27 protein-coding genes and 2 pseudogenes are annotated in these 24,603 nt (G+C 42.1%); 2 read left to right on the forward strand and 27 right to left on the reverse strand.

Annotation, left to right across the window (positions count from 1 at the left end; translation table 11 throughout):
* Window positions 1–16: 16 nt before the first annotated feature.
* The 10 genes from HT723_RS00255 to HT723_RS00300 all read right to left on the reverse strand — a co-directional run bounded on the left by HT723_RS00255 (window position 17) and on the right by HT723_RS00300 (window position 7,346).
* Window positions 17–847, reverse strand: coding sequence for a DNA/RNA non-specific endonuclease (locus tag HT723_RS00255; protein WP_023936731.1), 831 nt, complete (start codon window positions 845–847; stop codon window positions 17–19).
* Between the two features lie 38 nt (window positions 848–885).
* A complete protein-coding gene (locus HT723_RS00260) occupies window positions 886–1,074 on the reverse strand; it encodes a DNA-directed RNA polymerase subunit beta (protein WP_171035987.1) in 189 nt (62 codons plus the stop codon).
* The gene (gene murA, locus HT723_RS00265; protein ID WP_172934410.1) at window positions 1,067–2,350 is read right to left on the reverse strand and encodes a UDP-N-acetylglucosamine 1-carboxyvinyltransferase; all 1,284 of its coding nucleotides are present in this window, start codon (window positions 2,348–2,350) and stop codon (window positions 1,067–1,069) included. The genes HT723_RS00260 and murA overlap by 8 nt, the downstream gene beginning before the upstream one ends.
* A gap of 23 nt (window positions 2,351–2,373) precedes the next feature.
* On the reverse strand, window positions 2,374–2,604 hold the full coding sequence (locus HT723_RS00270; protein ID WP_023933289.1) for a DUF1146 family protein: 231 nt from the start codon (window positions 2,602–2,604) through the stop codon (window positions 2,374–2,376).
* 57 nt (window positions 2,605–2,661) lie between these two features.
* Window positions 2,662–3,699 (reverse strand): SepM family pheromone-processing serine protease, encoded by a 1,038-nt coding sequence (locus HT723_RS00275; protein WP_138699177.1) that lies wholly within the window; start codon window positions 3,697–3,699, stop codon window positions 2,662–2,664.
* On the reverse strand, window positions 3,683–4,171 hold the full coding sequence (coaD, locus tag HT723_RS00280; protein WP_054388450.1) for a pantetheine-phosphate adenylyltransferase: 489 nt from the start codon (window positions 4,169–4,171) through the stop codon (window positions 3,683–3,685). The genes HT723_RS00275 and coaD overlap by 17 nt, the downstream gene beginning before the upstream one ends.
* The gene (gene rsmD / locus HT723_RS00285; RefSeq protein ID WP_050251651.1) at window positions 4,161–4,700 is read right to left on the reverse strand and encodes a 16S rRNA (guanine(966)-N(2))-methyltransferase RsmD; all 540 of its coding nucleotides are present in this window, start codon (window positions 4,698–4,700) and stop codon (window positions 4,161–4,163) included. The genes coaD and rsmD overlap by 11 nt, the downstream gene beginning before the upstream one ends.
* Before the next feature lie 64 nt (window positions 4,701–4,764).
* A complete protein-coding gene (asnA, locus tag HT723_RS00290) occupies window positions 4,765–5,757 on the reverse strand; it encodes an aspartate--ammonia ligase (protein ID WP_050107540.1) in 993 nt (330 codons plus the stop codon).
* Window positions 5,758–5,867: 110 nt separating this feature from the next.
* Window positions 5,868–6,551, reverse strand: coding sequence for a Bax inhibitor-1/YccA family protein (locus HT723_RS00295; protein ID WP_023933293.1), 684 nt, complete (start codon window positions 6,549–6,551; stop codon window positions 5,868–5,870).
* A 54-nt stretch (window positions 6,552–6,605) separates the two neighbouring features.
* A complete protein-coding gene (locus HT723_RS00300) occupies window positions 6,606–7,346 on the reverse strand; it encodes an RNA methyltransferase (protein ID WP_172934411.1) in 741 nt (246 codons plus the stop codon).
* A 33-nt stretch (window positions 7,347–7,379) separates the two neighbouring features.
* Here HT723_RS00300 and HT723_RS00305 point away from each other — a divergent pair, with 33 nt between their 5' ends.
* Window positions 7,380–7,658: an acylphosphatase gene (locus tag HT723_RS00305; protein ID WP_001174613.1), complete on the forward strand. Its 279-nt coding sequence runs from the start codon at window positions 7,380–7,382 to the stop codon at window positions 7,656–7,658.
* 77 nt (window positions 7,659–7,735) lie between these two features.
* Window positions 7,736–8,662, forward strand: a complete 927-nt coding sequence (yidC, locus tag HT723_RS00310; RefSeq protein ID WP_100104504.1) for a membrane protein insertase YidC — start codon at window positions 7,736–7,738, stop codon at window positions 8,660–8,662.
* A gap of 74 nt (window positions 8,663–8,736) precedes the next feature.
* On the opposite strand, the gene pflA is transcribed toward yidC, so the two are convergent.
* From pflA to HT723_RS00400, 17 genes and pseudogenes are all read right to left on the reverse strand, one after another.
* Window positions 8,737–9,531, reverse strand: a complete 795-nt coding sequence (gene pflA, locus HT723_RS00315; protein ID WP_172934412.1) for a pyruvate formate-lyase-activating protein — start codon at window positions 9,529–9,531, stop codon at window positions 8,737–8,739.
* A gap of 125 nt (window positions 9,532–9,656) precedes the next feature.
* Window positions 9,657–10,907 (reverse strand): diaminopimelate decarboxylase, encoded by a 1,251-nt coding sequence (locus HT723_RS00320; protein WP_100104503.1) that lies wholly within the window; start codon window positions 10,905–10,907, stop codon window positions 9,657–9,659.
* Window positions 10,908–10,967: 60 nt separating this feature from the next.
* Window positions 10,968–11,795, reverse strand: a complete 828-nt coding sequence (gene purR, locus HT723_RS00325) for a pur operon repressor (protein ID WP_007284882.1) — start codon at window positions 11,793–11,795, stop codon at window positions 10,968–10,970.
* 266 nt (window positions 11,796–12,061) lie between these two features.
* Entirely contained in the window at window positions 12,062–13,003 is a 942-nt protein-coding gene (locus HT723_RS00330; protein ID WP_172934413.1) for a 3'-5' exoribonuclease YhaM family protein, read from the reverse strand.
* Window positions 12,993–14,249, reverse strand: coding sequence for a DNA recombination protein RmuC (locus HT723_RS00335; protein WP_172934414.1), 1,257 nt, complete (start codon window positions 14,247–14,249; stop codon window positions 12,993–12,995). Before HT723_RS00335 ends, HT723_RS00330 begins: the two co-directional genes overlap by 11 nt.
* Window position 14,250: 1 nt before the next feature.
* Window positions 14,251–14,913, reverse strand: coding sequence for a thiamine diphosphokinase (locus tag HT723_RS00340; RefSeq protein WP_000006133.1), 663 nt, complete (start codon window positions 14,911–14,913; stop codon window positions 14,251–14,253).
* On the reverse strand, window positions 14,876–15,532 hold the full coding sequence (gene rpe / locus HT723_RS00345; protein ID WP_138702762.1) for a ribulose-phosphate 3-epimerase: 657 nt from the start codon (window positions 15,530–15,532) through the stop codon (window positions 14,876–14,878). The genes HT723_RS00340 and rpe overlap by 38 nt, the downstream gene beginning before the upstream one ends.
* A gap of 10 nt (window positions 15,533–15,542) precedes the next feature.
* The gene (gene rsgA, locus HT723_RS00350; RefSeq protein WP_172934415.1) at window positions 15,543–16,421 is read right to left on the reverse strand and encodes a ribosome small subunit-dependent GTPase A; all 879 of its coding nucleotides are present in this window, start codon (window positions 16,419–16,421) and stop codon (window positions 15,543–15,545) included.
* Between the two features lies 1 nt (window position 16,422).
* Complete coding sequence (rsmA, locus tag HT723_RS00355) at window positions 16,423–17,295, reverse strand: 16S rRNA (adenine(1518)-N(6)/adenine(1519)-N(6))-dimethyltransferase RsmA (protein WP_172934416.1); 873 nt, start codon at window positions 17,293–17,295, stop codon at window positions 16,423–16,425.
* Between the two features lie 130 nt (window positions 17,296–17,425).
* Window positions 17,426–17,734, reverse strand: coding sequence for a hypothetical protein (locus HT723_RS00360; protein WP_172934417.1), 309 nt, complete (start codon window positions 17,732–17,734; stop codon window positions 17,426–17,428).
* Window positions 17,727–18,368: an ABC transporter ATP-binding protein gene (locus HT723_RS00365; RefSeq protein ID WP_172934418.1), complete on the reverse strand. Its 642-nt coding sequence runs from the start codon at window positions 18,366–18,368 to the stop codon at window positions 17,727–17,729. Before HT723_RS00365 ends, HT723_RS00360 begins: the two co-directional genes overlap by 8 nt.
* 1 nt (window position 18,369) lies before the next feature.
* A pseudogene (locus tag HT723_RS11345) lies at window positions 18,370–20,402 on the reverse strand (bacteriocin-associated integral membrane family protein).
* Window positions 20,403–21,472: 1,070 nt separating this feature from the next.
* Entirely contained in the window at window positions 21,473–22,372 is a 900-nt protein-coding gene (locus HT723_RS00380) for an XRE family transcriptional regulator (RefSeq protein WP_172934420.1), read from the reverse strand.
* Between the two features lie 70 nt (window positions 22,373–22,442).
* Window positions 22,443–23,003, reverse strand: coding sequence for a ribonuclease M5 (gene rnmV, locus HT723_RS00385; protein ID WP_172934421.1), 561 nt, complete (start codon window positions 23,001–23,003; stop codon window positions 22,443–22,445).
* Window positions 23,003–23,776, reverse strand: a complete 774-nt coding sequence (locus HT723_RS00390) for a TatD family hydrolase (protein WP_172934422.1) — start codon at window positions 23,774–23,776, stop codon at window positions 23,003–23,005. Before HT723_RS00390 ends, rnmV begins: the two co-directional genes overlap by 1 nt.
* A 301-nt stretch (window positions 23,777–24,077) precedes the next feature.
* Window positions 24,078–24,212 (reverse strand): annotated as a pseudogene (locus HT723_RS00395) (LPXTG cell wall anchor domain-containing protein); the annotation flags it as partial.
* Window positions 24,213–24,415: 203 nt separating this feature from the next.
* Window positions 24,416–24,603: choline-binding protein A (locus tag HT723_RS00400; RefSeq protein ID WP_080572910.1), on the reverse strand; the 188-nt coding region annotated here is incomplete at its 5' end.

Raw genomic sequence — 24,603 nt, forward strand, 5'->3', positions numbered from 1 at the left:
GTTTGCTTTTTGATTTTCATTGAGTATGAGTTACAGTTACTTCTCCAGTTCGGTAATCCAGTTGAAGCCCCTTTTGAACATTGGGAACTAGAACATTAAATTCCAATTCTCCATCTGAAGACTTGGCTTCAATCTGTGAAGCTGAAGGAACTAAATCCTCGTTTGAAGCGTAGTAAAGGGTTACACGGTAACGGACACGCTTGTTTTTATCCAAGGCTTTACGCACCTTACTTTCATAGTAGTTTTGACCAGTCGAATCCTCGGCCTGCGCCTGATTTGCCCAGGCTGTCTGAACAGCAATGTTTTTAGGATTGCTTGTCGAGGCATCAAAACCATCCAAACCACCGATTAAGGCATAGCCTAACAGATGACCTCTATCGACTGCATGGGTATAAGAGCCCTTTAGATTCTTGACTTGATGCCAGCCTGGAGGAGTCCATGAAGTCGAACCATTCCCAGTTTCTTCACGATTCTTGTACTGACGAGTAGCCTTAGACAAGAGGGCATTAGCCACGGTTGGTACGGTCTCCTTGCCCACCGTCTTTGTTTTATTATCAGCGTAGGGCTTACTTGAAACCTTGGCATTTAGGTTTGTTTTATTACCATTGACGATAAAAGCACCTGATCCGTTCCACTCCAGACTCCCTTTTACTTGGTTTTTGACTGCGTCTGTTAAGACACTTTCCGCCAATTCTTGACCAGGCGCGTCTGGTGATTGACTTTTCTGACTTATTTTTGTCTTAGCAGCCTGATTGCCTAGTTCATTCTGCTTAATATAATAGCTCCCCGCAGATAAGAGCAATAACACTAGCAAACCAATCAGTGTCTGTCTTGTTTTTTTGTTCATATTTCTCCTTATCTTTAGAAAAAGACTGGTCTCCCAGCCTAATTTCCTGTAAATTTATGAATCAATTCCTGCCATTTTGCTGGAGACAGGATAGCCCATGGATCTTGACCCTTGCCCAAGATTCCATAACCGACCATTAGACCGATTCCTAGAGCCAGAGCACCTAAAATCAGTACCAGGATGACTAAAAGTAAACGCTTGATTACGTAACCTGATTTCTTATTCATCTTCATCACTTGCCTCAATCCGCTGAATCTTAGCGCCTAGCTGCGCCAATTTCTCATGGAAACGGTAGTAACCTCTATCCAAGTGAACCAATTTACCAACTACAGTTTCTCCCTGTGCTACCAAACCTGTCAAAATCAAGGCTGCACTGGCACGAAGGTCAGTAGAAAGAACTTCCGCTCCCTGCAAAGGCTGTCCACCAACAATACGAGCTGTATCACGGATAATCTCAGAATGCAAGCCCATGCGGCGCATCTCTTCTAGGTGTTGGAAACGATTTTCAAAAACTGTCTCCACCATGGTTGATTCGCCTTTTGCAACTGTCATCAAGGCTGTAAATTGAGCCTGCATATCTGTTGGAAATCCTGGGTGGGGCAAGGTTTTCACATGAACAGCTTTTAGATTTTCTAGTTGAGAGCGAACGCGAATTCCTTCAGTCTCCTCCGTCACTTCCACTCCCATTTCAAGCAACTTGGCAATCAAGGGACGATTGTGCTCCCAAACAGCGTCTTTAATCAAGACATCACCACCAGTCATGGCAGCAGCTACCATAAAGGTTCCTGCTTCGATACGGTCCTGGACTACATTGTGAGTCGTACCATGAAGTTTCTCAACACCAGTAATGGTTATAGTCTCTGTACCAGCACCTTTGATCTTGGCTCCCATTTCATTAAGGAGAATGGCTAAGTCAACAATCTCAGGCTCACGCGCAGCATTTTCAATCACTGTCATCCCATCAGCTAGGGTCGCTGCCATCATCAAGTTCTGCGTTGCACCAACACTTGGAAAGTCCATATAGATATGAGCGCCATGCAAGCGTTCTGCCTTGGCTTCGATGTAACCAGCTGTCTGACTAATCTTAACCCCCATAGCTTCCAGACCTTTCAAATGAAGATCAATAGGACGGCTACCAATGGTACAACCACCTGGCATGGATACCTTGGCATGACCCACACGGGCAAGGATTGGCCCTAATACAACGATGGAGGCGCGCATCTTGCTGACATACTTGTAAGGGGCTTCCTCAGTGATGTCGCCAGTAGCATCCACCTCAACAAGATGGGCTTCCTCATCAAAGTCAACCTTGGCATTCAAACCACCAACCACCTGATTCATAATAAAGACATCCGACAAGATCGGTACATTCTGTAAGACTGTCTTTCCTTCACTTGCTAGAATAGTCGCTGCCAACAAGGGCAAGACTGCATTCTTTGCTCCTTCGATGGTTACACTTCCTACCAGACGATTATCGCCACCTTGAACCACAATTTTGTCCATACTCGTTTCCTTTACTCTTGATTTTATAATAATCCTCTAAGCGCTTCTTGCCACAAATGATACAGGCTGATAAAGAAAGAACTCAAGATATAGCCCATTACAATGCTGAAAAAACCTACTAATAAACGAACTTTTCTTGTATTCTCAGCTGTCACTTTTAAAACCTTTTCCCATCTAACAAGATCCTTTAAAAGGTAAAAACTCACATAAATAAAGAGCATGTGACTGCTTAGAGTGAATAATAATTGAACCATTTGACTATTATACCATCTTCTCTGTTTGTGCGCTAGTTTGGAAACTTCACTTAAAAACTAGGGATTGTTTTTCAAGTAATCAATTGCATCTTGTAGGGTTTTAACGGGCACGATTTTCATATCTGTCTTGATTGTTTTGGATGCTTCTAGGGCTGTTTGGTAGTTGTTTTTTGCATCCGGGTGTGCTTTTTGTTCTTCTTCGCTAACAGGATTATCAGGGGCAAAGAAAATAGCGGCACCTGCCCTAGCCGAAGCTACAACTTTTTTATCAATACCTCCAATATCCCCCACATTCCCATCGCGGTCAATGGTACCTGTACCAGCAACAATACGACCATTACGAAGATCTGGGTGAGCTATTTGAGTATAGATAGCTAGACTAAACATGAGACCAGCACTTGGGCCGCCAATACCAGCTGTTGAAAAACTAATTGGGACATCACTGGTTACTTCTGTACGGTCAATCAAGCCGATTCCAATTCCATTTTTGCCATTTTCCAAGGTGATAATCTTTCCTTCTGCAGACTTAGTTTGCCCATCCTCTTCATAGGTCACCTTGACGGAGTCCCCTAATTGTTGAGAACTGACGTAATCAATCAAGTCCTTGGAACTATCAAAGGTCTGATCATTGACTGCTGTGACCGTATCAGAGATATTGAGAATCCCTTTAAAGGTTGAATTATCCGTCACATTCAAGACATAAACCCCAAAGTACTTGAGCTCGATATCCTTACCAGCTGTTTTTAGACCTTGATACTTGGCCATATTTTGTGATGTTTGCATGTAGAATTGATTGATCCGCATAAATTCAACATCGGAAGAGCCACCTGTAGTCTCTTGGGCACTACGAATATCTGTAAAAGGCGTCAACCACGCATAAATCATATGGGCTAAAGTAGCGTGCTGGACACCAACCGTAACGAATTGATAGGCCCCAGCTTCCTTATCTTCTGTGTCATTGACTTTGAGGACTTGGCGAATATCTTCCGAACCACCTGGAACCTCTATATAGTAGGGCAAAGGCACCACAAATGCCAAGAAGGTCACAATCAAGGCCGCAATGACATATAAGGGCCATCTAATCTTTTTTTTCATTTCTTATTTCCTCCAAAATACTCTCGGGAACATAGCAAGCAATATCCTGACCAAACTTCAAAAGCTCTCTAACGCCTGATGAACTAATATAGAGATGTTCAGGTCGGCTATGTAAATAAATGGTCTCTATATCAGGAGACAGCTGATGGTTGTAGTAATCAAAACTGGCTTCATATTGCAAATCCGCTGCATTCCTCAAACCACGCACTAGGCAAGTAGCCCCCAGTCTTTTTGCAACATCAATAACCAATTCATCATGAGAAAACACGACTTCAACATTCCCCAAATGTTCCAAAGCCTTTTCTAACCCCCGTTTACGACTTTCGATAGAGAGAAATCCTTGTTTGTGGGGATTAAAAAAAATACCAACATAGAGCTTATCAAAAAGTCTGCTCGCCCGTTCAATCATATCCAGATGCCCATTTGTCATCGGATCAAATGAGCCTGTGAATAAGCCAATCTTATCTGACATAGACTGTCACCTTACTAATTCCATAAATCTTTTCCTTCCAGATACCCAGGCAGGCAATTTCTTCTGGAAGTTCAACGGCCTTATCCGTCTCACACACAACCATGACATCTTCAGAAAAAAGCTCTCTCTCAGCCATTTTTTCAATATCTGCTACCATTTGTTCCTTGGCATAAGGAGGGTCTAAGAAAATAAGGTCAAATTCCCCAGATACCTGCTCCAATGCCCTTTCTGCATCCATCTTGAGGAGTTGAAATTTTCCAACATCCTTGGTCATCTGGATATTTTCAGCCACGATGGTCTGAGCCTTACGGTCTCGCTCCACCAAAACAGCGCTGGACATGCCACGCGATACTGCTTCGATAGATAAACCACCACTACCTGCATAAAGGTCCAAGACTCGTCCCCCTTCAAAGTAGGGACCAATCATGTTAAAAATGGCGCCCCTAACCTTATCTGAAGTAGGCCTTGTCGTCTTGCCCTCTAGTGTCTTGAGGGGACGTCCCCCATAGATTCCTGATACGATTTTCATACTGTTTATTATACCAAATTATAGACAAAAAGAGAAAGAAAACCGAACCTTGCGGTTCGATTCTCTACAAAATATTTTCGTAAGTATCGCGGACTTCTTGAGGCCAAACACTTGTTTGCACTTCTCCGATGTGTCTCTTGCGAAGTAGGAACATGGCCATACGAGATTGTCCAATTCCTCCACCGATTGTCAATGGGAATAGGCCGTTCAACAAAGCCTTGTGCCATTCCAATTCCAAGCGGTCTTCATCACCTGTGATGGCAACCTGACGGCGAAGGGTTTCTTCATCTACACGAATCCCCATAGAAGACAACTCAAAGGCTCCACCCAGAGATTCATTCCAGACAAGAATATCACCATTTAGACCCTTGTAGCCATTTTCAGACTCGCTTGTCCAGTCATCATAGTCTGGTGCACGTCCATCGTGCGGTTTACCATCTGGCAACTCGCCACCGATACCAATCAAAAAGACGGCTCCAAATTCTTTACAAATCGCATTTTCACGTTCTTTCGGTGTCAAGTCTGGGTAGCGTTCTACCAATTCTTCTGTATGAATAAAGGTGATTTGTTTTGGCAAGATAGACTCGATGTCATAACGGGCTTCAACAGCTAGCTCAGTCAGGCGAATAGCCTTGTAAATCTTCTCAACTGTTTCTTTTAGGTAGGCAATGTTTCGTTGTCCATTTGGGATAACCTTCTCCCAGTCCCACTGGTCAACATAAACAGAGTGGGTTGCATCCAAGGAATCCTCATCTGGACGAAGGGCTTTCATGTGGACAAAGAGACCCTCTCCTTCACCAAAGCCAAAACGAGCCAAGGTGTGGCGTTTCCATTTAGCAAGGGAGTGCACCACTTCATAAGTAGCATCAGGGATTTGGAGAACCTTGACCGATACGGCATTCTCCACACCTGATAAGTTGTCCTGCATCCCATCACCGACCCTACTCAAGATAGGACCTTGAACTTCGACAACTTCTAACTTATCTTTCAAATACTGGGTAAAAGTATTTTTGACAAAGGAAATTTCTTCTTGTTGGTGGATAAAACTTTTCTTCATAGGCTACTCCTCAAAAATTAGTTAAAAACATTATACACCTATTTCCAAGAAAAGAAAAGAGAAAATTTAAAAAAATCAGTGTCACTCAAAACACTGATTTTATAGACCTTTTAATCATTACGACCAAAGATACGTAAAATACTTAGGAAGAGATTGATAAAATCAAGATAGATACTGAGAGCCATTGACACCACCCAGCCTGTCGCTACACGACCTTGCGATTGTTCATAGACAAGGCGAATTTTTTGGTTATCCCAAGCAATCAGTCCTGAGAAAACCAAGACCATGGCTACGCTAATCATATAATCAAAGAAACCACTAGACAAGAAAATATTGACTATCATAGCAATAATCAAACCGATCAGAGCCGCCATCATAGCTCGACCAAGACCGCTCAAATCTTTCTTGGTGAAGATACCAACTGCAGCCATGACAAAGAAGAGAAGGGCGCTCGATACAAAGGCAGATAAAACTGTACCCGGAGTATAGAAGGCTACCACAAAACTAAGGGTAAAACCGTTTAAAACAGAGTATAGCAAAAATACTGGAAGAGCAGCTGGACTATTTCTTGAAGCCATGCTACTGGCAACGAAAACCAAGGCCAATTCTGCAAAGGTTGCAATGGTCAACCAGAGACGCCCCTGCATCAAAAAGTAAAGCAACTGAGACTGAAAGACCGTCAACATAAGGCCTGATACCAAAGCAGATAGTCCGATTCCCAGACCAACAAAGGCATATACCTTAGCGTAAAATTGATTGAGACCTACACGGTCATGTATAATAGTGTGATTCATCTTTTCTCCTTTTCTATGAACATCTTTCCTTGATTATAACAAAAAAAGTTAAAATTAGCTTAAATGGAAAATCAAAATACCAGCTGCAATGGCAACATTCAAACTCTCCGCCTGCCCCTTCATGCTAATATGGACCAACTGGTCTGCACTTTCAGCCATAAGGGGACTAATTCCTTGGCCCTCATTTCCCATGACTAGTACAAAATTTTCTATAGGAGGCAGTTCTCTGTAATCAACAGAATCTTTAGATAGGGTTGTAGCTAGCACAGGGATAGCTGCCTCTTTGGTTTCCTTAAGGAGCGCTTGGCTAGTCATCCGGTAAATAGGCAGATGAAAATGACTGCCTTGCATGGAACGTAGGGTTTTGAGACTGTAGATATCTGCCGATTTATCTGAAACAATCACTCCTGTAAAGCCTGCTGCATCCGCAGTTCGAATGATGGTTCCTACATTACCAGGATCTTGCACATCTTCCAAAAACAAGAACTTGCCCTGACTAAAGTCAGCTTGTCCTACTTCTTCTTTTTGAACCACCGCAACAATTCCCTGTGGGGTCTGAGAATCCGCCAAATCTAGCAAAATATCCTCTGACACCCAGACAGTTTGCGGAAAAGCAGCTAACTGATCTCGGTAATTTTCTAGGGCAAAGATTTTCTCAATCGTCACTCCAGCTTGGACAGCTTCTTCAAACAAGTGCCAGCCTTCAATCAAATAAGCAGACTTGCGGTATTTTTTTTGGTGTAATTTCTTGGCATTTTTTACCACAGAATTGGCTTTTGAGCTTATAATAGTCATAGAAATATTATAACACAATCAAAGGGGTTTGGTATGCAAAAGGTTAGAATGATTGCCCAAGGTAGGGTGCAAGGAGTCGGCTTTCGTTGGGGTGTTTACAGCTTGGCACTTGAAATTGGTGGCATCACAGGTCGGGTATGGAATAACGACGATGGCACAGTGGAAATCTTAGCCCAAGCAGACTCATCTGCTATCATGGCAAAATTTATCCAAGAAATCCGAAAAGGACCGACACCTTTTTCAAAAGTAAGCTACTTAGATGTCAAACTAAGCAACTTTCCTCCCTACTCTGACTTTAAAATCGCAAATTAGGTCTCCAGAACTATTGTATATTTTGTAAAAAAACAGTAGAATAGAAAGGTATAATTTTTAAAGAAGGAATAAAAACAGTGAAATCTATTAAACGTTTTGCATTCTCGGCTATGGGAGTGGCTATGTTGCTTGTCTTGACTGGCTGTGTCAATGTCGATAAAACCACAGGTCAGCCAACAGGATTTATTTGGAATACGATCGGAGCGCCTATGGCTGAAGCCATCAAGTACTTCGCTACTGATAAAGGTCTAGGCTTTGGTGTCGCTATCATTATCGTAACCATTATCGTACGCTTGATTATCTTACCACTTGGTATCTACCAATCATGGAAGGCAACGCTTCACTCTGAAAAGATGAACGCTCTCAAGCATGTCCTTGAGCCACACCAAACACGTCTCAAAGAAGCAACTACTCAAGAAGAAAAACTCGAAGCCCAACAAGCCCTCTTTGCCGCTCAAAAAGAGCACGGCATCAGCATGTTTGGTGGTGTAGGATGTTTCCCTATCCTCCTTCAAATGCCTTTCTTCTCTGCTATCTACTTTGCTGCCCAACATACTGAAGGGGTTGCTCAAGCAAGCTACCTAGGCATTCCTCTAGGTTCTCCAAGTATGATTTTGGTTGCCTGTGCTGGTGTCCTTTACTATCTTCAATCGCTCCTTTCACTTCACGGAGTAGAAGATGAAATGCAAAGAGAACAAATCAAGAAAATGATTTACATGAGCCCACTCATGATCGTCGTCTTCTCCCTCTTCTCACCAGCTAGTGTCACACTTTACTGGGTTGTCGGTGGTTTCATGATGATTCTCCAACAGTTTATCGTCAACTATATCGTTCGTCCAAAACTTCGCAAAAAAGTCCGTGAAGAACTAGCCAAGAACCCACCAAAAGCAAGTGCTTTCTCTAAACCAAGTGGACGAAAAGACGTTACCCCTGAACAACCAACTGCTATCACAAGCCAGAAAAAACACAAAAATCGCAACGCTGGAAAACAACGTTCGAGATAAGAAGAAAAAGGCTTAGCTGATTTGCTAAGTCTTTTTGCAAGTCAAAAGCCCGATGTTTCCATCAGGCTTCTTTTCTATCCATGTACACGTTTCGTATAGTCTTGGTAACTTTCGGTATCCATGAGTTGTTTAGCGTTTTTCACGCGGTCTGCTGTTGGTGGTTTAACCCCTTCGAGGGAATAGGGAATTCCCAATTCACGCCATTTAAACTCACCCATGGTGTGATAAGGCAGAATTTCAAACTTATCCACATTTTTAAGAGTCTTGACGAACTTACCAAGTTCAATCAAGTCATCGTCTCTGTCTGTCAATCCTGGAACTAGCACGTGGCGAATCCAGACAGGTTTTCCAATATCTGATAGATACTGGGCACAGGCCAAGATATTTTTATTGGTTTGGCTAGTAACAATCTTGTGCTGTTCTTCGTTGATTTCCTTGATATCTAAGAGAACCAAGTCAGTGACAGTCATGAGTTTGTCAAACTTTTCAAGGTAACGTGGTTTATTACGGAAAGGAAGGGCACAGGTGTCCAAGGTACAGTGGATTCCTTGTTCCTTAGCCTTGGTGAAAAGGGCAATCAGGAAATCAATCTGCAAGAGGGCTTCTCCTCCGCTGACTGTAATCCCGCCCTTATTTCCCCAGAAACCACGGTAGCGCAAGGCTTCTGTCAAGACATCATCTACCGTCCGTTCACGTGATTTATTGGACTCCATAGCCCAAGTATCTGGGTTATGGCAATACTGGCAACGCATGTGACAGCCCTGTAAAAAGACAATAAAGCGAATACCAGGGCCATCTACCGCCCCAAAACTTTCTGTCGAATGCACCATTCCTGTCACTTGTCCATAATCAATTGTTTCTTCAGACATATCGTCACCTTCCTTGAAAACGTTTTATAGTTTTATTATATCACGACTTGAAGGAAAAACAAGATTTTTACCTATTTTTTAGAAAGCAATCTGTTTTTCAATTTCATTTTCAATCTATTCTCAGATTATTCTTCAAAATCAAAACCATACAAGGTTGCAAAATAGTCTTCAGGGCGCTCTGCACGGCGGATTTGACGGGCTTTGCCTTCTTCAGTATAAAGGATTTCCGCAGAACGAAGTTTGGCATTGTACTGGTAGCCCATTGAAAAACCGTGGGCACCTGTATCATGAATGACCAGCAAATCACCGATTTCTGTATAAGGCAGTTCGCGATTGACTGCAAATTTATCATTGTTTTCACAGAGTGAACCAACCACATCTACCACTTCAGCTGGTCCATCTGGATGAGTCATGTTGCTAATATGGTGGTAGGCTCCGTACATAGCTGGACGCATGAGGTTGACTGCTGATGCATCCACACCTAGATAGGTACGGTAGGTTTTCTTCTTATGAGTGACTCTTGTGACTAAAGCACCGTGAGGTGCCAGCATAAAACGACCCAATTCGGTGAAAATCTTGACCTGACCAAGACCTGCTGGCGTAAGAACCTCTTCATACACCTTACGAACTCCCTCACCAATCAAGGCGATATCATTTGGCTCCTGCTCAGGACGATAGTTGACTCCAATACCCCCGGAAAGATTGATAAAGTCTAGTGAAATACCCAGCTTTTCCTTGATTTCAACAGCCAATTCAAAAAGCTGACGCGCCAACTCTGGATAATAGAGATGGGTGACAGTATTGGATGCTAGAAAGGAGTGAATCCCAAAAGTCTTGGCTCCTTTTTCCTTCAAGATGGCAAAGGATTCAAAGAGTTGATCCTTGGTCATACCAAACTTAGCCTCCCCAGGATTATCCATAATGTCTGTCCCCAGTTCAAAAACGCCTCCAGGATTATAACGACATGAGATGATTTCTGGAATGCCTGCTGCTCGCTCCAAATGTTCAATATCTTCAAAGGCATCCAAGTTAATGATCGCACCTAATTCACGCGCATAGGCATATTCCTTATCTGGCGTATTGTTTGAAGAGAACATAATCTCAGAACCAGGGAAATCCAGTTTATGGCTCATCAAAAGCTCTACGTAACTAGAGCAGTCCACACCACAGCCTTCCTCTTGGATAATTTTCAAAATAGCTGGGGTTGGAGTAGCCTTAACTGCAAAATATTCCTTAAAGCCCTTGTTCCACGAAAAGGCTTGGTTGACGGCTCTTGCCTTCTCACGAATTCCCTTCTCATCATATAAGTGAAAGGGAGTTGGGAACTCGGCTACAATCGCTTCTAAGTCTTCTTTATTAATAAATGGTGTTTTCATAAGTTTCCTTCTATTCTATTTGCAAAGAAAGGCTGGGACAACCGTTCCAACCTTTATCCTTTATTCTTCTGTGTCAAAAATATTACCAATCTCAACATCGATGGCTTGGTTCTTGACATCAATATTGGTTACCTTCAAGAGTGACTTGTATTCAAACTGCTTTTCACGTTCTTCTTGGGCATTATCCGCAAAGACCGCTACACCTGCCAATTCTGAGTCGAATTCGCGCAAGAGACTAATCATCCCATTGACAGTTCCGCCGCCTTTCAAGAAGTCATCCACAATCAAGACACGGCTACCTGCCTTGAGACTCCGTTTTGAAAGGAACATTTTCTCGATACGGTCACCACTTGAACCGGATACATAGTTGACGCTAACCGTTGAACCTTCGGTAATTTTCAGGTCACGGCGCACAATGACAAAAGGGACATTGAGGACATTGGCAACTGCATTTGCAAGTGGCACACCCTTGGTTGCTACTGTCATAACCGCGTCAATTTTTTGATCCATAAAGCTCTTGGCAATAATGCGACCAATATTTTTCAAGATGGCTGGTGTGCTAAGTAAATCAGACAGGTAGATGTAGCCACCTGGCAAGATACGGTCACTTTCTGACAACTTGGCACGCAAGTCTTCAACCATTTCCTTAGCATCATGGTTTGAGATTGATGGTGTAAAGATAACACCTCCGCCAGCCCCAGTCACAGTCTGGATGTGACCGATTTCGATTTCCTCAAAGGCGCGTTTGATAATCACGATATCCTCTGAGATGGATGATTTAGCAGATTCATACTTTTCAGCAAAAGTATTGAGACTAGTTAGTTTATAAGGATGATTAATCAAATAGTTGGAAATGACAACCATCCGATCACTTCTTCTTAATTTCATTTCTATTTCCTATTCCATTTTTATTCAAAAAATCAAAAAGCAAACTAGAAAGCTGGTCGCTGGTGATTCAAAACACTGTTTTGAGATTGTCGATAGAACTGACAAATCCTGTAATATACCTGCATATATACATACGACAAGGCGGTACTACCCTAGTTTGAAGAGATTTTCGAAGAGTATTCATTTTTGTCTTTTACTTATTATACCATATTTACATAAAAAAACGAACATTCTTATCCTAAAAAATGCTCATTTTTCTTAAATTATTAATCTAAATCTGGTTTATAGAAGGAACGATTATCCATAGCGAAGATTTTATTGGTCATCTCTCCTTTATCTACCAAGGCAAGAGCTGTTGACATCATCATCATGCTTGCATCCAGGTTGTCAATCATATGGATAATCTCTGCTTCCATAATGCGTGGACGGACTGGACTTCCATACTCAAGTAAGCCGTGGTGACTGAGAATGACGTGGCGGAGCAAAACGACTTCTTCCTTGGTATCATCAATGCCGAGCTCCATAACTGTCTTGGTAATTTCACTATCAATGAGAGCGATATGTCCAAGAAGATTGCCTCGCACTGTATACTCAGTCTGTTCTGGTCCCGTCAACTCGATAACTTTGGCCAAGTCATGTAGCATAATTCCCGCATAGAGCAGGCTCTTATTGAGCCGAGGATAAATATTGCTAATGGCATCTGCCAAGCGCACCATGGTCGCCGTATGATAGGCCAAGCCTGTTTCAAAGGCATGGTGGTTGGTCTTGGCTGCTGGATAGGAGTAGAATTCCTTATCATACTTGGTGTAGAGATTTCGGACAATCCGTTGCCAGACAGGATTTTCAATTTTGAAAATCACTTGCGACATGTAGTCACGAATTTCCTTGATATCAACCGGTGGCTTGACCTTGAAATCAACTGGGTCATTGGGTTCACCAGCTTGCGGCAGGCGGAGAGTGATTTGATTGACCTGTGGAGTGTTGTTATAAACTTCTCGGCGCCCTTTCATGTAGACAACCCTACCTGCGGTAAAGGCCTCAATGTTATGAGGTTGGGCATCCCAGAGCTTCCCCTCAATCTCGCCACTATCATCTTGGAAGGTAAAGGCTAGGTAGTTTTTCCCAGCTCGAGTTTGCCTCAGGTCAGCTGATTTGATTAAGTAAAAACCTTCAAACAGCTCATCTTTTTTCATGTGACTAATCTTCATATTCTTCCTCATTTTCTTGGAAATGGAGTAGATCAAGCGCAGGCTCACCTTCTGACAACTCAATGTGACGGAGCGTCCGCTCGATAGCTGTGGTACGACGGTTTAATAATTCATCAATATTGCCAGAGGCATGTTGGAGATGTTTTTGTGCCTTTACCAGAATACCACCAAACTTGCCAAACTCGGTCTTGACGCTGGCAAGAGTCTTACTGATATGGTCGGCACTCTTTTGGATATTGAGAGTTTTGAATCCAACTGATAGGGAGTTAAGAAGGGCTGATAGGGTACTTGGACCTGCAACAATAATCTGCTCTTCCCGCCTCAAATCATCAAAGAAGACAGGATTGCGGACAATTTCTGAGTAGAGACCTTCTGTCGGGACAAACAAAACTCCAAAATTGGTCGTCCGAGGTGGTGCTATGTACTTGCTCTTAATATCCTTTGCAAAGCGTTTGACGCTGGCTAGGAGCGACTTACGACAGCGTTCGATTTCGTCCTTGTCACCTGCTTCATAGGCTTCTTCTAAGCGATAATAATCTGCCAGTGGAAACTTAGAGTCAATCGGTAAGTAGACATATTCTTGGTCGCCTTGTCCGGGTAACTTGATGGCATACTCCACTCGTTCACTGGAGTTTTCAACTGTTGCGTATTCTCGTTCGTACTGGGCAGGGGTCATGATATCCTCGATGATTTGCCCCAGTTGCAATTCTCCCAGAATCCCTCGTGTCTTGGTTCCAGAGAGAACCTTGTTGAGGGCGCCGACATCGCGGGCAACTATCTGCATTTCCCCCAGGCCACGATTGACCGACTCCAGTTGTTTGGAAACTGTCTCAAAGGAAGCCTGCAAGCGTGTCTGCAAGGTCTTTTCTAGTTTTTCCTCGACTGTCTGGCGCATTTGTTCCAAACGTTGCTCGTTTGATTCCTGCAAGGCTTGGAGACGTTGGTCGGTCTTATCTCTGGTTTGGAGGAGATTATCTGTCATTTCTTGACGGACTTGCGTCAGACCTTGGTGCAATTCGATTCGCACTTCTTGCAAACGGTCGCTGACAGCTACTTCCAAGTCTTTTTGATCTAACTGCCTGGCTTGTCTGGCTTGTTCAAAACCGTAATCCAACTGGTCTGACAAGTGATCTGCCTGATCCTCCAAGCTCTTGCTGAGATGTTTTTCCTGCTTATCTTGTCTTTGCCAAATCAGAAAGAGGCCAGCTAGGTTGGCAATCAATAATAGAACAAGTAAACTTTCCATCCTACCTCCTGTCCTTACTATGCAGCACGACCACATAGCCATCTGGGCAAGTCACCGAAACTTCCCTATCTATATATTCGTTAGAAGCGTACACTTTTTTAAAGAAAAAATTTTCCTCTGTCAACTCATACTTGGCACCAATAATAGTCAGCTGGCTATCCCGAACTGGCATAAAGGCTAGGTAGTCATAGTCTGAACGAGGTTCTAGCTGACTGGTTCCTTCTGGACAATAGGAAATCAAGTTTTGTCCATCTTCAATCGCTATCTGGCGCATATAGGGCGCCAACTTGGGATTACTAGGCAGAAAGACATTAGCCAGCATATGGTCAATACGACCACCCAAAGCACCGAAAATAGTGACCTGAGCCTGAGGATTTTGCTCAAAGATAGTCAAGAGAGCCAATTCCAAATCAGTATCATCTTTTTCTGGTCGGGCTTGAACAAAATGCTGAGCACGTTTTTGAATCACCTGTCGCTCTTCTTCGGTCACAGAATCAAAATCCCCAACCGCTAGAGCAATAGGAAGGTTTTCTTCCAGGACCCATAGCGAGCCCCGATCCACACCAACAAAACCATCAAAGTCCGTCCGATAATGACCACGGTCTCCGCCTGCAAAAACGGCAACCCTAGTCCAGTTGTTTTCTGAGAGTTTGTACTCGCTCATTGACATCTCCCTTAAAGACATAGGATCCTGCTACAAAAACGGTCGCACCAGCTTCTTTGGCTTGAGCAATCGTTTTATCATCAATCCCACCATCCACTTCAATCTCAAATTTCAAACCTTTTTCCTCACGAAGTGCAACCAACTCACGGACCTTATCCATGGTTTCAGGTAGAAAGGCTTGCCCACCGAAGCCTGGGTTAACTGTCATGACTAAAACTTGGTCAATTAGATGAAGAACGTGCTTAATCGCTTCAATAGGCGTACCAGGGTTAATGACAACCGAAGGTTTAACTCCGAGTGAACGTATTTTTTGGAGGGCACCATGAATATGAGGTGTCGCTTCTACATGGATGCTGATGATATCCGCACCTGCACGCGCAAAGTCTTCCAGATGATGTTCAGGATTAGCTATCATCAAGTGGCAATCAAAGACCATCTTACTATGTGGACGAAGTGCTTCAACCACACCTGCACCAAAACTGATTTGTGGCACAAAATGACTGTCCATGATATCGATATGGGCATATTCTGCCCCAGTTGCTTCTAGACGTTTGATTTCACGTTCAAAGTTGGCATAATCTGCTGCCAGAATTGACGGAGCAATCTTGTATTGAGACATAGGTTTCTCCTTATTTTGGAATTTTTTTGCTGACTTTTTTATAGGTTTCTCTACGATTTTCAATTTCACTAAGGAATTGCAGGTAATTGTCAAAACGGAAGGTTGCAATAACACCCTCTTCAACAGCTGGTTTGACGGCACAAGACGGCTCATGGGTATGGGTACAAGTACGGAACTTACAATCTCGGCTAACAGTAGCAATCTCTGGGAAAGCCTGATTGAGGTCTTCAGCCCTTGATACTTCATAGTCCAAGGATGAAAATCCTGGTGTATCTGCGATTTTACCCCCGTTGAGATTGTAAAAACTAACAGCTCGAGTGGTATGGCGACCGCGACCTAGACTGTCTGAAATTTCTCCCGTTTCAAGATTGAGGTCTGGTGCGATTTTATTGAGAAGAGTTGACTTCCCAACACCTGTCTGCCCCATAAAGACCGTAACCTTGCCTGTTAACAAAGACAGGAGTTCCTCTTTACTGGTCACAAAGTCATAGCCGATGTCACCATAGGTCTGCTGGTAAAAATCCAGTTCTCCCCTATCTTCCAACAAATCCATTTTGGAAATATAGACAATGGGATGGATGCCCTTGTGCTCCAAAAGAACCAAGAAACGATCCAGCAAATTGCTGTTAAAATCAGGTTCCTTGACGGACATGATTACTACAGCTTGATCGATATTGACAATAGGCGGACGAACCAGACTGTTTTTCCGTTCGTGAATTTTGAGGATATAGCCTTCTGAATTTTCCTCGGCAGAGAAATCTACCCAGTCCCCAACATAAGGGGTATGGCCTTTTTTACGGAAATTCCCACGCGCTCGTGTCTGATAAACCTGACCCTCACTCTCTACATAGTAGAACCCAGCCAAGGCTTTAATGATTTGTCCCTGCATCTTAGAGTCCTTGCCCTTTAAGTGCATCTGCTAGACTGGCAAATTCTTCCAAGCTGAGAGCTTCCCCACGCACACTTGGTGACAAGCCTGCCTGATCCAAAGCCTTGGTCAGCTTGTCCTTAACTTCTTCAGTCTTGCCAAAGTAACCTGTCAAGTTATTCCACAAGGTTTTTCGGCGATGGGTGAAACTTGCCTTGGAAATCTTAAAGAAAAAGTTCTCGTCTTCCACTGCTACGGCTGGTTCTGGACGGCGCACCATTTTCAAAATAGCAGAGTCCACGTTTGGCGCTGGCACAAAGACCCTACGAGGCACGATGAAGGCAACCTTGGCAGTCATGTAATACTGCACAGCGATTGACAAACTGCCATATGCCTTGGTATTCGGCTGAGCGGAGATACGGTCCGCCACTTCTTTTTGCATCATGACCACAAACTCACTAAAAGGAATCCCACTCTCGATTAAGTGCATGAGAATAGGTGTCGTGATGTAGTATGGCAAGTTAGCCACTACCTTGATTGGCAGGTCAGGATTTTTAAAATTCTGGATATGTTGCGCCAAGTCAACCTTAAGAATGTCCTCGTTAACTACGGTTACATTATCAAAATCACGTAAGGTGTCCGCCAAAATCGGTACCAAACGGTGGTCAATCTCAAAAGCCATAACTTGAGCCGCACGCTCAGCCAGAAACTCCGTCAAGGCACCAATACCTGGCCCGATTTCGATGACATTGACCTGGTCATCAATTTCAGCCGTATCCACGATTTTTTGTAGGATATTGGTATCCGTCAGGAAATTTTGTCCGAAGGATTTTTTAAATGTAAAACCGTGACGCTCCAGCACTGCCTTGGTCACGCTATAATCTGCAATTCTCATCTATTCTCTTTTCTATTATCTGTTACTACTATTGTAACACATTCCCCTTGTATTTTGGGGGTGAAAATCATACCAAAAAACTATCTTTCCTCGTGAAGAAAGATAGTCTTGGAAATCTTTAAAAGTGACCTTAGCGGTTCTCTCGAAACATACGTTCAAAAAAATCAGCTTCTTGATAACTTCGATTTTCAGGTAGGGTCAAATCTACATCCTCCTCCACGTCGTCCACTGTCAGTTCAACCGCTTGAGGTAAATTTTTCAAACGATAATGCTTTTGCCTTTGACCTTCAATACTAGCAAAATCAAGCAAATAGCCATTCACTCGGATTTGAACCAAAAGGAGATGATTGGTCATATTTTCCATGATGAGAATATCTTCTAAACCACCTCTGGCACTGGGATAATCAGATACCCTGCGAATACGGATTTTTTCACACATGAGCAAGCTCCCTCATATCAATGATTTCATCGGCCTTATTCCAGACTAGGGGATTATGGGTCGCAATGATGATCATTCGATTTTCATCTTTCAAGCCCACCAAGAGATTCATAACCTCCTCTGAATTTTCAGGATCAAGAGCTGCTGTTGGTTCATCTGCCAAAATCAAGGGTGGATTTTTCAAAATAGTCTTCGCAAGGGCAACTCGTTGGGCCTCTCCCCCAGATAAAGTATAAATTTTTTGTTCTAGATCCAAATACCCTAGATTAACTTTTTCTAAAGCCTCCACTTGCCTTTCCAAACGTTCTACTTTTGAGATTTTCTGACCAACAAAGCCCAAATCCAAATTCTCTTTGATTGATTGGTTTTCTAAGAGGCCAAAATTTTGAAAGAGATAGCCCATCTGGTCTCGAAAATACTCACGAGTGGGAATGGTTTTTAAATCTTTCCCCTGATAGAGAACCTTTCCTCCATCTATCTTTTCTAGTTTGCCTAAGATGTTCAGCAAAGTCGTCTTTCCGCTTCCACTCTTTCCGATTAAGGCATAGACCTTGCCCTTCTCCAGCTTGAGATTCAAACCAGAGAAAATCGCGCGGTCATTAAATTTCTTTTCCAATCCTTGAATATCAATCATCTTATTTTCCTTTCAATACTGCCATGCTACCAGCTTCTTCTTTTTTGTCCTGCCTTACTAAAATCAACAGAGCGTTAAGCGTAAATAAAGCTACAACTAAAGCGCTAATCAAGCTATCTCCTGTCAAAACACTAGATAGGATTAGGCCAAGCAAGAGAACTCCTCCTTGCGCCAGTAAGTACTTGCCATGAAGCTCATAGATTGTCATACCAGCAAGACGTTTAATCATAAGCTCCCGTCTAAACTGCTCAAAATAGAGAAGATTCATGGAATCAAATAACAAGATAGCCGTAGACAGGGTCAAAATCGTCCCAATAAGGAGAGAGTAAAACTCCACCCGTTTGTCATTTAGTACCTTCGCAAAAAATAGCTGGCTTTTTACCAAGTAAGAGACCTTGTGATACAGACCTTGCTCTTTTAGAGCGGTAATGCTGTCTCCATATCGATCTAGCTTCAAGGCACTATTAGCCGTAGTTCCCCACAACATCCCTGCAACAGGTCTTGTTCCAGTCGCTTGCGGCGTTAGAACTACAATAATCGGATCTTTTAGGTACTGACGTGTTGTCTTGTACCCATCATTATAGAGGAAACGTTCCTGTCCTGTTTCTGTAAAAGCTAGCCTTAACTGTGGAAGGTAGTGTTTCTGACTCGTCGCCTCTACACTTTCAGATGAAAATCTTTGCAGGTAATCTGTAAATAATCTTTGATAGTAGGCAGACTGCTCTCGCAAGCTCTCAGGCAAGATCAGCCCAAACTCTCTCCCTCAGACAAGTTTTGCATCTTGTCCATAAACTCTGAAGAAACGGTAATCTTTTCTTCTATCAGATAGCGCGGTGAGACATAGATAACATTCCCTGACGGTGTGTAGTCACTGAGACGATTGCCATCTAGGTCCACTTCTGCTCCATCTGAGAAATTGTCAACATTGCTCATAATATAAAAAGAGTCTGTATTGGCTAACCGCTCTTCAGTAAATGTCTGCCACTCACGATTATCCTTACGCATTCCTTCTTCATCGGCAAATGCACTAGACCAACCAAAGGATAGACGGTAACGGTCTGAGGACTGGCTCCATTTATCGCTAGCTCTCTCCATCTCCTGCATTTCACGGTAGTGGGGTAGGAGAGCAGTCGCACTCGATCCGACCACCAGTACGGCTAAGAGTTGCCCCACCATCATCAATGTCAGCATACGTTTGAGAGGGAGTTTCCCTTTCAATAGATCCACCAGACTATTTTCCTGTAAACCAAGTAGATAGACGACACTTAGTAAGGTAGAAATCCCTGCCAGAGTCAATCCATAAAGTAGAAGAGCAATGATGACCAGTTGCACCGTTGCCATAAACAAGGCACCTTGATACCAGAGAATCCCCAATCCCAAAAGACTGGATAGCAGCACTGAGCAGATAAGCTGTCTCACATCTTCTAACACTGGTCTGAGAGCCACCCCAAACAAGCTCTCACCAGCGATTAAGCGAATCCCTGCCTGACGAAGAGACTTGATCCGATAAATCAGGGTCAGACTCATAAAAGTCAGCAGAAAAATAGCTAGACTCAGTAGCCCCATTGGGGTAGCAGACAAGAGGACGACCATCGAAAATGCCTCTGTTCTATTCGAGACAACACCATTATAACCAAGTTCTTGCAGGGCGGTCTGTAAGCTCACTCCATCCAAACTTCCTGATACAATCAAGTAAGACCCTAATAAATCACTCGTTTCTGCACTCTCCTTGGAGGAAATGGTCAGACCTTCTGGAAGCTCTCCCTGACCATAAGTGGCATAGGTAAAGCGTGTTTCTCCAGCTTCATTTGGCTCAACAATCCGACGAGCGATGAGACTATTGTACTCTACCGCCAAGTGACTCAAAGCCTCTGTCAGCTTTTCTCGATCAGCTACTGATTGGTCTAGCCCAGTACCCATCACATCAACAGAGGGATAGTTACCAAATAAAATCTCTTCTCGATGATCAACGGAATTTATCACCATATAAAGCGATACTAATACCATTGAAATCAAAATAAATAAGCGTTTCATCATTTCCTCCAAAAAGTTACTTGGTCACTTAGTGAGAAGGTGACCACAGTCACCGCCATGTTAAGAAGTTTATTAAGTTCTTTCTACTAGCAACATCTTCAAATATATTATATCCGTTTTTTCAAGAACTATCAAGGACATCAATGTCCTTAAAATCTAATTCTTTCATATTATTTTTAGCTTATATCTAAAAAAACAGTCCTAAAGACGAACTTTAGAACTGTTTCAATGCTAGAACAAGGACATTTTTGTCACTGCTTCACTATGTTTATAAATATTCTTACCCTATTATAAAACGAAGGACACATAAAAAGGTGCCTATTTGATGTACTCTGATTGCAAAATACCACAAAGTAAATTTAACATAATCTCCAATCATTCGTATAAACAATTGTGTGAAACTAATCCGAGAAAAATCAATCACTAGTTGTCAGAGACTTTTTTAGGATTATTGTTTATTACTCGCAAATGGTAAACACGGATTATTCCTACTACTATGAGAACAACTAAATAAGACTGAGTACAGAATTATTTCTTTAAATTATTCGTTTCCTTCTTTATAAAACGGATATGTAACTATTATACCCAAAGTACTAATTATAATTTTAAAGATTGCACCTAAAATATTTAAAGTTGATAAATCAAGTATTCCGTGTATTAGGTATAGTAGACAGAAAAAGAATGGAAGGTATTTTTTTAATTTTTTCATAGCAACAAAATAAATCCTCCTCTCTCTTTTTTGAAACCGATTTCTTATATGATAAGAATATCATTTTTATTATTTGTTGTCAAAGAAAAAATCGAATTTTTTAGATATTTTACTATAGTAGATTGAATTTTATTTAAACAACCAAGTAACTAAATAAAATAGAAAAGTTCATACTGTAATCTCCTTTCACATTTTAATTAATTATAAATTATTCTTAAATAAACTCCAAGGACATCAATGTCCTTAAAATCTAACCATTTCGTGTCATTTTTAGCTTATATCTAAAAAACAGCTCTAAAGACGAACTTTAGAACTGTTTTGATGCGAGAACAAGGACATTTTTGTCACTGATTCACTATGTTTATAAATATTTTTTGACATCCTCTTGCCATTCCTCTGTCAATTTCTTTACTAGAAATTCATCTCCAATTAGCTGCGCAAATGTTTTAGAAGACTGATAAAATGATTCAGCTAAACTAAAATCTCTTTCTTCTCTTAATGCTTGCTTCCACAAAAACATAAATACAAGAGGTTTCTTTTGATAATCTTGAGTTTTATCCATAATTTCTTGTAAACACGATAGATAATCATTAAAACAATCAGTTACTCCTACCTTTTCAAGACAACACATTCCTGAAATAAGAGTATCTCTAATTATAAAGTAATTCTCTATTTGAGTTACCTTCTTCTGTTCCAAAAGAAAGAGCATTAGCTTTTCGATTTGATTTATAAATTTGGCAAGATCTTTTCTAATAAGCATTTGATAAAAAAAGAAACGAATCAACAACATATCATTTATTGAATAAGCTTCTTTTTCTATAATCTGAGGCATATGTTCCTCAAGTATTAACTCTGCATATTCAGGCCTTCTAGTTCTAGAAGTATCTAAACACGCCTGCAATACTTCACATGCTAATTGTTCTTCTTTAGGAAGATTATCAAAGTATGTTTTATAAATCTCTTCCAAACACGCTTCTTTCTTATCGTACTCCTCTTCTTTACCATAGATTGGTTCACGTAAAATCTGGTATTTCAATTCCAAATAAGCAGGAGGAAGAGCAGAAAAATCCGGCATAAGGCTATAAGCTGGAACTCCTAGCCGGCGAGCAATATAGTCTAACTTGGGCAAACTTGGTTGCGAAGCTCCACTTTCAATTCGCGACAGTTGACGAACCGTCAGTTCTTGCTCATCTCCACAAAAATCTGGACGACTAATTCCTTTTTCTATCCGAATCTCTTTAATTTTTTGACCAATTAACATCAGACGCCTCCTCTTCTACCTGCTTCGAAAAATACTGTGAACTTAAAAAATTGTAACAGTCACATCTTTCCTACTCATAAGATTTCATAGCTTCTTCCACTTCTGCCAAGGTGACCCCAAACAACTCTAAGCGCTTGAGGAGTTGCTTGCCGTTAGAATAGCCGATTCGGAGAGCCTCTCCCAGATATTCTCTACGCTTACGGCTGTCTGCCCCTGCTAGAAAACCAAGGCGAATCAAGTCGCTACGACTAATGTCAAACTGACTCTCATGTTCAAATTGTTCTGTCAGCTGAGCTAGAGCCATTTTCAGGTCTTCATAACTGGCATGCTCAATTCCCAGGGAACGGCTCTTGGTTTTGGACTTAGGAATAGCTTCATCTCGTTTGAGGAAGGCATGCTGAACTGTTGGGATGGCCGTCATAATCATGCGGCGAATCCGCTCCCCATTAAAATCTGGGTCTGTAAAGACAATGACTCCATGAAGCTCATGTAGACGCTGAATACGTGCAATATCTTGCTCATTGATGGCAGAACCTCGTGTCTCATAGGTCTCTACATCGAAGTAACGTTTGAGATTGGCTGTATCATCGCGACCTTCAACCACGATGACTTGAGAAATTTTTTCTTTCATTACTTGCTGTCCAATCCAAAAATTCGTTCTGCATTTGCAGTCGTTGCTACCGCCAGCTCTTCTGTCGTCATCCCACGCAAGTCAGCGATAAAGTCCACTACATAGCGAGTATAGGCTGTTTTGTTTTCACGACCACGCTTGGGTACAGGTGCTAAGTAAGGCGCATCCGTTTCCACCAAAATCTTGTCCACAGGTAACTTTTTAGCTGCTTCTTGGAGGTCAGTTGCCTTCTTAAAAGTCACCACTCCTGAGAAGGAAATGGTCATTCCAAGCGCGACAAACTTCTCTGCCCATTCAAGAGTTCCTGAGAAAGAATGCATGATACCACCTCGAGGACCAACGCCCTCACTTTTGATAATCTCATAGGTATCTTCCAGCGCATCACGGGTATGGACAACAAAAGGCAAATCCAAGTCCTTAGATAACTGGATCTGACGGCGAAAAACCTGTTCCTGCACCTCTTTTGGCGATGTCATCCAGTGGTAGTCTAAACCAATCTCACCCAAGGCAACCACCTTAGGATGCTTGAGCTTATCAAGCAAGTAGTCTTCAATTTCCTCTGTGTAAGTCCCTGCTTCTGTCGGGTGCCAACCGATAGTCGCATAGAGCTGGTCATACTCATCTACCAACTCCAAGGCACGCTCAATCGTCGGTTGATCAAAACCCACAATATTCATCTGTGTCACACCCATCTCAGCAGCTAAGGCAATTTCTTCTGCCTCACGACCCGCAAATTCTTCTACATTCAAGTGTGTATGTGTATCAAAAATCATCTCTTCTAACCTCGTTTTCTATCTTCTATTATACCAAAAAAGAGGAGGGGCACCCAATTTTTCGGTTTCCCTCCTCTCTTCAATAGAGCTATTCTGCTAGCTTTTCTATCCGATATTGCCCATCTTCTATTCCACAGTTAGAGACAGAAGAGACTGGTTACATTGATAGAATATCCCTTTTCAGCTAAAGTGTGCGATTATCTTGGGTTCTCACTTTTCTCACCCATCACTAGGATTGATGATTTCTCCAAATCCCCCTTATAATCTAACTTTAAGTAGAGAATAGAATTTTCTAGCTATCCTATTTTCTACGTCTAGCCTTTCTTCCTAGCAAAGCAAAACCACTTGTTACCACCACTAGACCAAGACTAGCAAGTGCTGCACTTGATGCTGAACCTGTGTTAGGTAATTATTTGCCAGCAGGCACTTTAACAGTTGATTTTTCATCAGTAACTATGTACTACTCTAGATTCAATCTATTATATAAGTATGTTGAGTTACTAGCTCATCCTTCCATTATCTCTTATATTACAAAATACTCCATAATCTCCAGTAGAATAAATCTGGCTAGAGATTATGGAGTTATTTTCAGCCTTAATATCCTATCAAAAAATAATATTAAGATTCATTCAGTTAGATTTAGTTTACCAATTCACCATTAGCATTGACTCTATAGCCGTTTACTGTTGTATTGACTGCAAGCATACCTGATTCATCTACATAGTACCATTTCCCACTAACTTGGAACCATTGGCTAACTTTCATATCGCCATTACTGTTGAGGTAGTACCATGAACCATTGTCTAGTAACCATCCTGTGGCCATTG

It is taken from the genome of Streptococcus sp. 2106, assembly GCF_013277315.1.
GTDB classification, from domain to species: Bacteria; Bacillota; Bacilli; order Lactobacillales; family Streptococcaceae; genus Streptococcus; species Streptococcus pseudopneumoniae.

Coding starts and splice junctions, on each gene's coding strand:
- HT723_RS00255 (WP_023936731.1), bottom strand. CDS start 847: ATGAACAAAAAAACAAGACAGACACTGATTGGTTTGCTAGTGTTATTG.
- HT723_RS00260 (WP_171035987.1), bottom strand. CDS start 1,074: ATGAATAAGAAATCAGGTTACGTAATCAAGCGTTTACTTTTAGTCATC.
- murA (WP_172934410.1), bottom strand. CDS start 2,350: ATGGACAAAATTGTGGTTCAAGGTGGCGATAATCGTCTGGTAGGAAGT.
- HT723_RS00270 (WP_023933289.1), bottom strand. CDS start 2,604: ATGGTTCAATTATTATTCACTCTAAGCAGTCACATGCTCTTTATTTAT.
- HT723_RS00275 (WP_138699177.1), bottom strand. CDS start 3,699: ATGAAAAAAAAGATTAGATGGCCCTTATATGTCATTGCGGCCTTGATT.
- coaD (WP_054388450.1), bottom strand. CDS start 4,171: ATGTCAGATAAGATTGGCTTATTCACAGGCTCATTTGATCCGATGACA.
- rsmD (WP_050251651.1), bottom strand. CDS start 4,700: ATGAAAATCGTATCAGGAATCTATGGGGGACGTCCCCTCAAGACACTA.
- asnA (WP_050107540.1), bottom strand. CDS start 5,757: ATGAAGAAAAGTTTTATCCACCAACAAGAAGAAATTTCCTTTGTCAAA.
- HT723_RS00295 (WP_023933293.1), bottom strand. CDS start 6,551: ATGAATCACACTATTATACATGACCGTGTAGGTCTCAATCAATTTTAC.
- HT723_RS00300 (WP_172934411.1), bottom strand. CDS start 7,346: ATGACTATTATAAGCTCAAAAGCCAATTCTGTGGTAAAAAATGCCAAG.
- HT723_RS00305 (WP_001174613.1), top strand. CDS start 7,380: ATGCAAAAGGTTAGAATGATTGCCCAAGGTAGGGTGCAAGGAGTCGGC.
- pflA (WP_172934412.1), bottom strand. CDS start 9,531: ATGTCTGAAGAAACAATTGATTATGGACAAGTGACAGGAATGGTGCAT.
- HT723_RS00320 (WP_100104503.1), bottom strand. CDS start 10,907: ATGAAAACACCATTTATTAATAAAGAAGACTTAGAAGCGATTGTAGCC.
- purR (WP_007284882.1), bottom strand. CDS start 11,795: ATGAAATTAAGAAGAAGTGATCGGATGGTTGTCATTTCCAACTATTTG.
- HT723_RS00330 (WP_172934413.1), bottom strand. CDS start 13,003: ATGAAGATTAGTCACATGAAAAAAGATGAGCTGTTTGAAGGTTTTTAC.
- HT723_RS00335 (WP_172934414.1), bottom strand. CDS start 14,249: ATGGAAAGTTTACTTGTTCTATTATTGATTGCCAACCTAGCTGGCCTC.
- HT723_RS00340 (WP_000006133.1), bottom strand. CDS start 14,913: ATGAGCGAGTACAAACTCTCAGAAAACAACTGGACTAGGGTTGCCGTT.
- rpe (WP_138702762.1), bottom strand. CDS start 15,532: ATGTCTCAATACAAGATTGCTCCGTCAATTCTGGCAGCAGATTATGCC.
- rsgA (WP_172934415.1), bottom strand. CDS start 16,421: ATGCAGGGACAAATCATTAAAGCCTTGGCTGGGTTCTACTATGTAGAG.
- rsmA (WP_172934416.1), bottom strand. CDS start 17,295: ATGAGAATTGCAGATTATAGCGTGACCAAGGCAGTGCTGGAGCGTCAC.
- HT723_RS00360 (WP_172934417.1), bottom strand. CDS start 17,734: ATGTGTGAAAAAATCCGTATTCGCAGGGTATCTGATTATCCCAGTGCC.
- HT723_RS00365 (WP_172934418.1), bottom strand. CDS start 18,368: ATGATTGATATTCAAGGATTGGAAAAGAAATTTAATGACCGCGCGATT.
- HT723_RS00380 (WP_172934420.1), bottom strand. CDS start 22,372: ATGTTAATTGGTCAAAAAATTAAAGAGATTCGGATAGAAAAAGGAATT.
- rnmV (WP_172934421.1), bottom strand. CDS start 23,003: ATGAAAGAAAAAATTTCTCAAGTCATCGTGGTTGAAGGTCGCGATGAT.
- HT723_RS00390 (WP_172934422.1), bottom strand. CDS start 23,776: ATGATTTTTGATACACATACACACTTGAATGTAGAAGAATTTGCGGGT.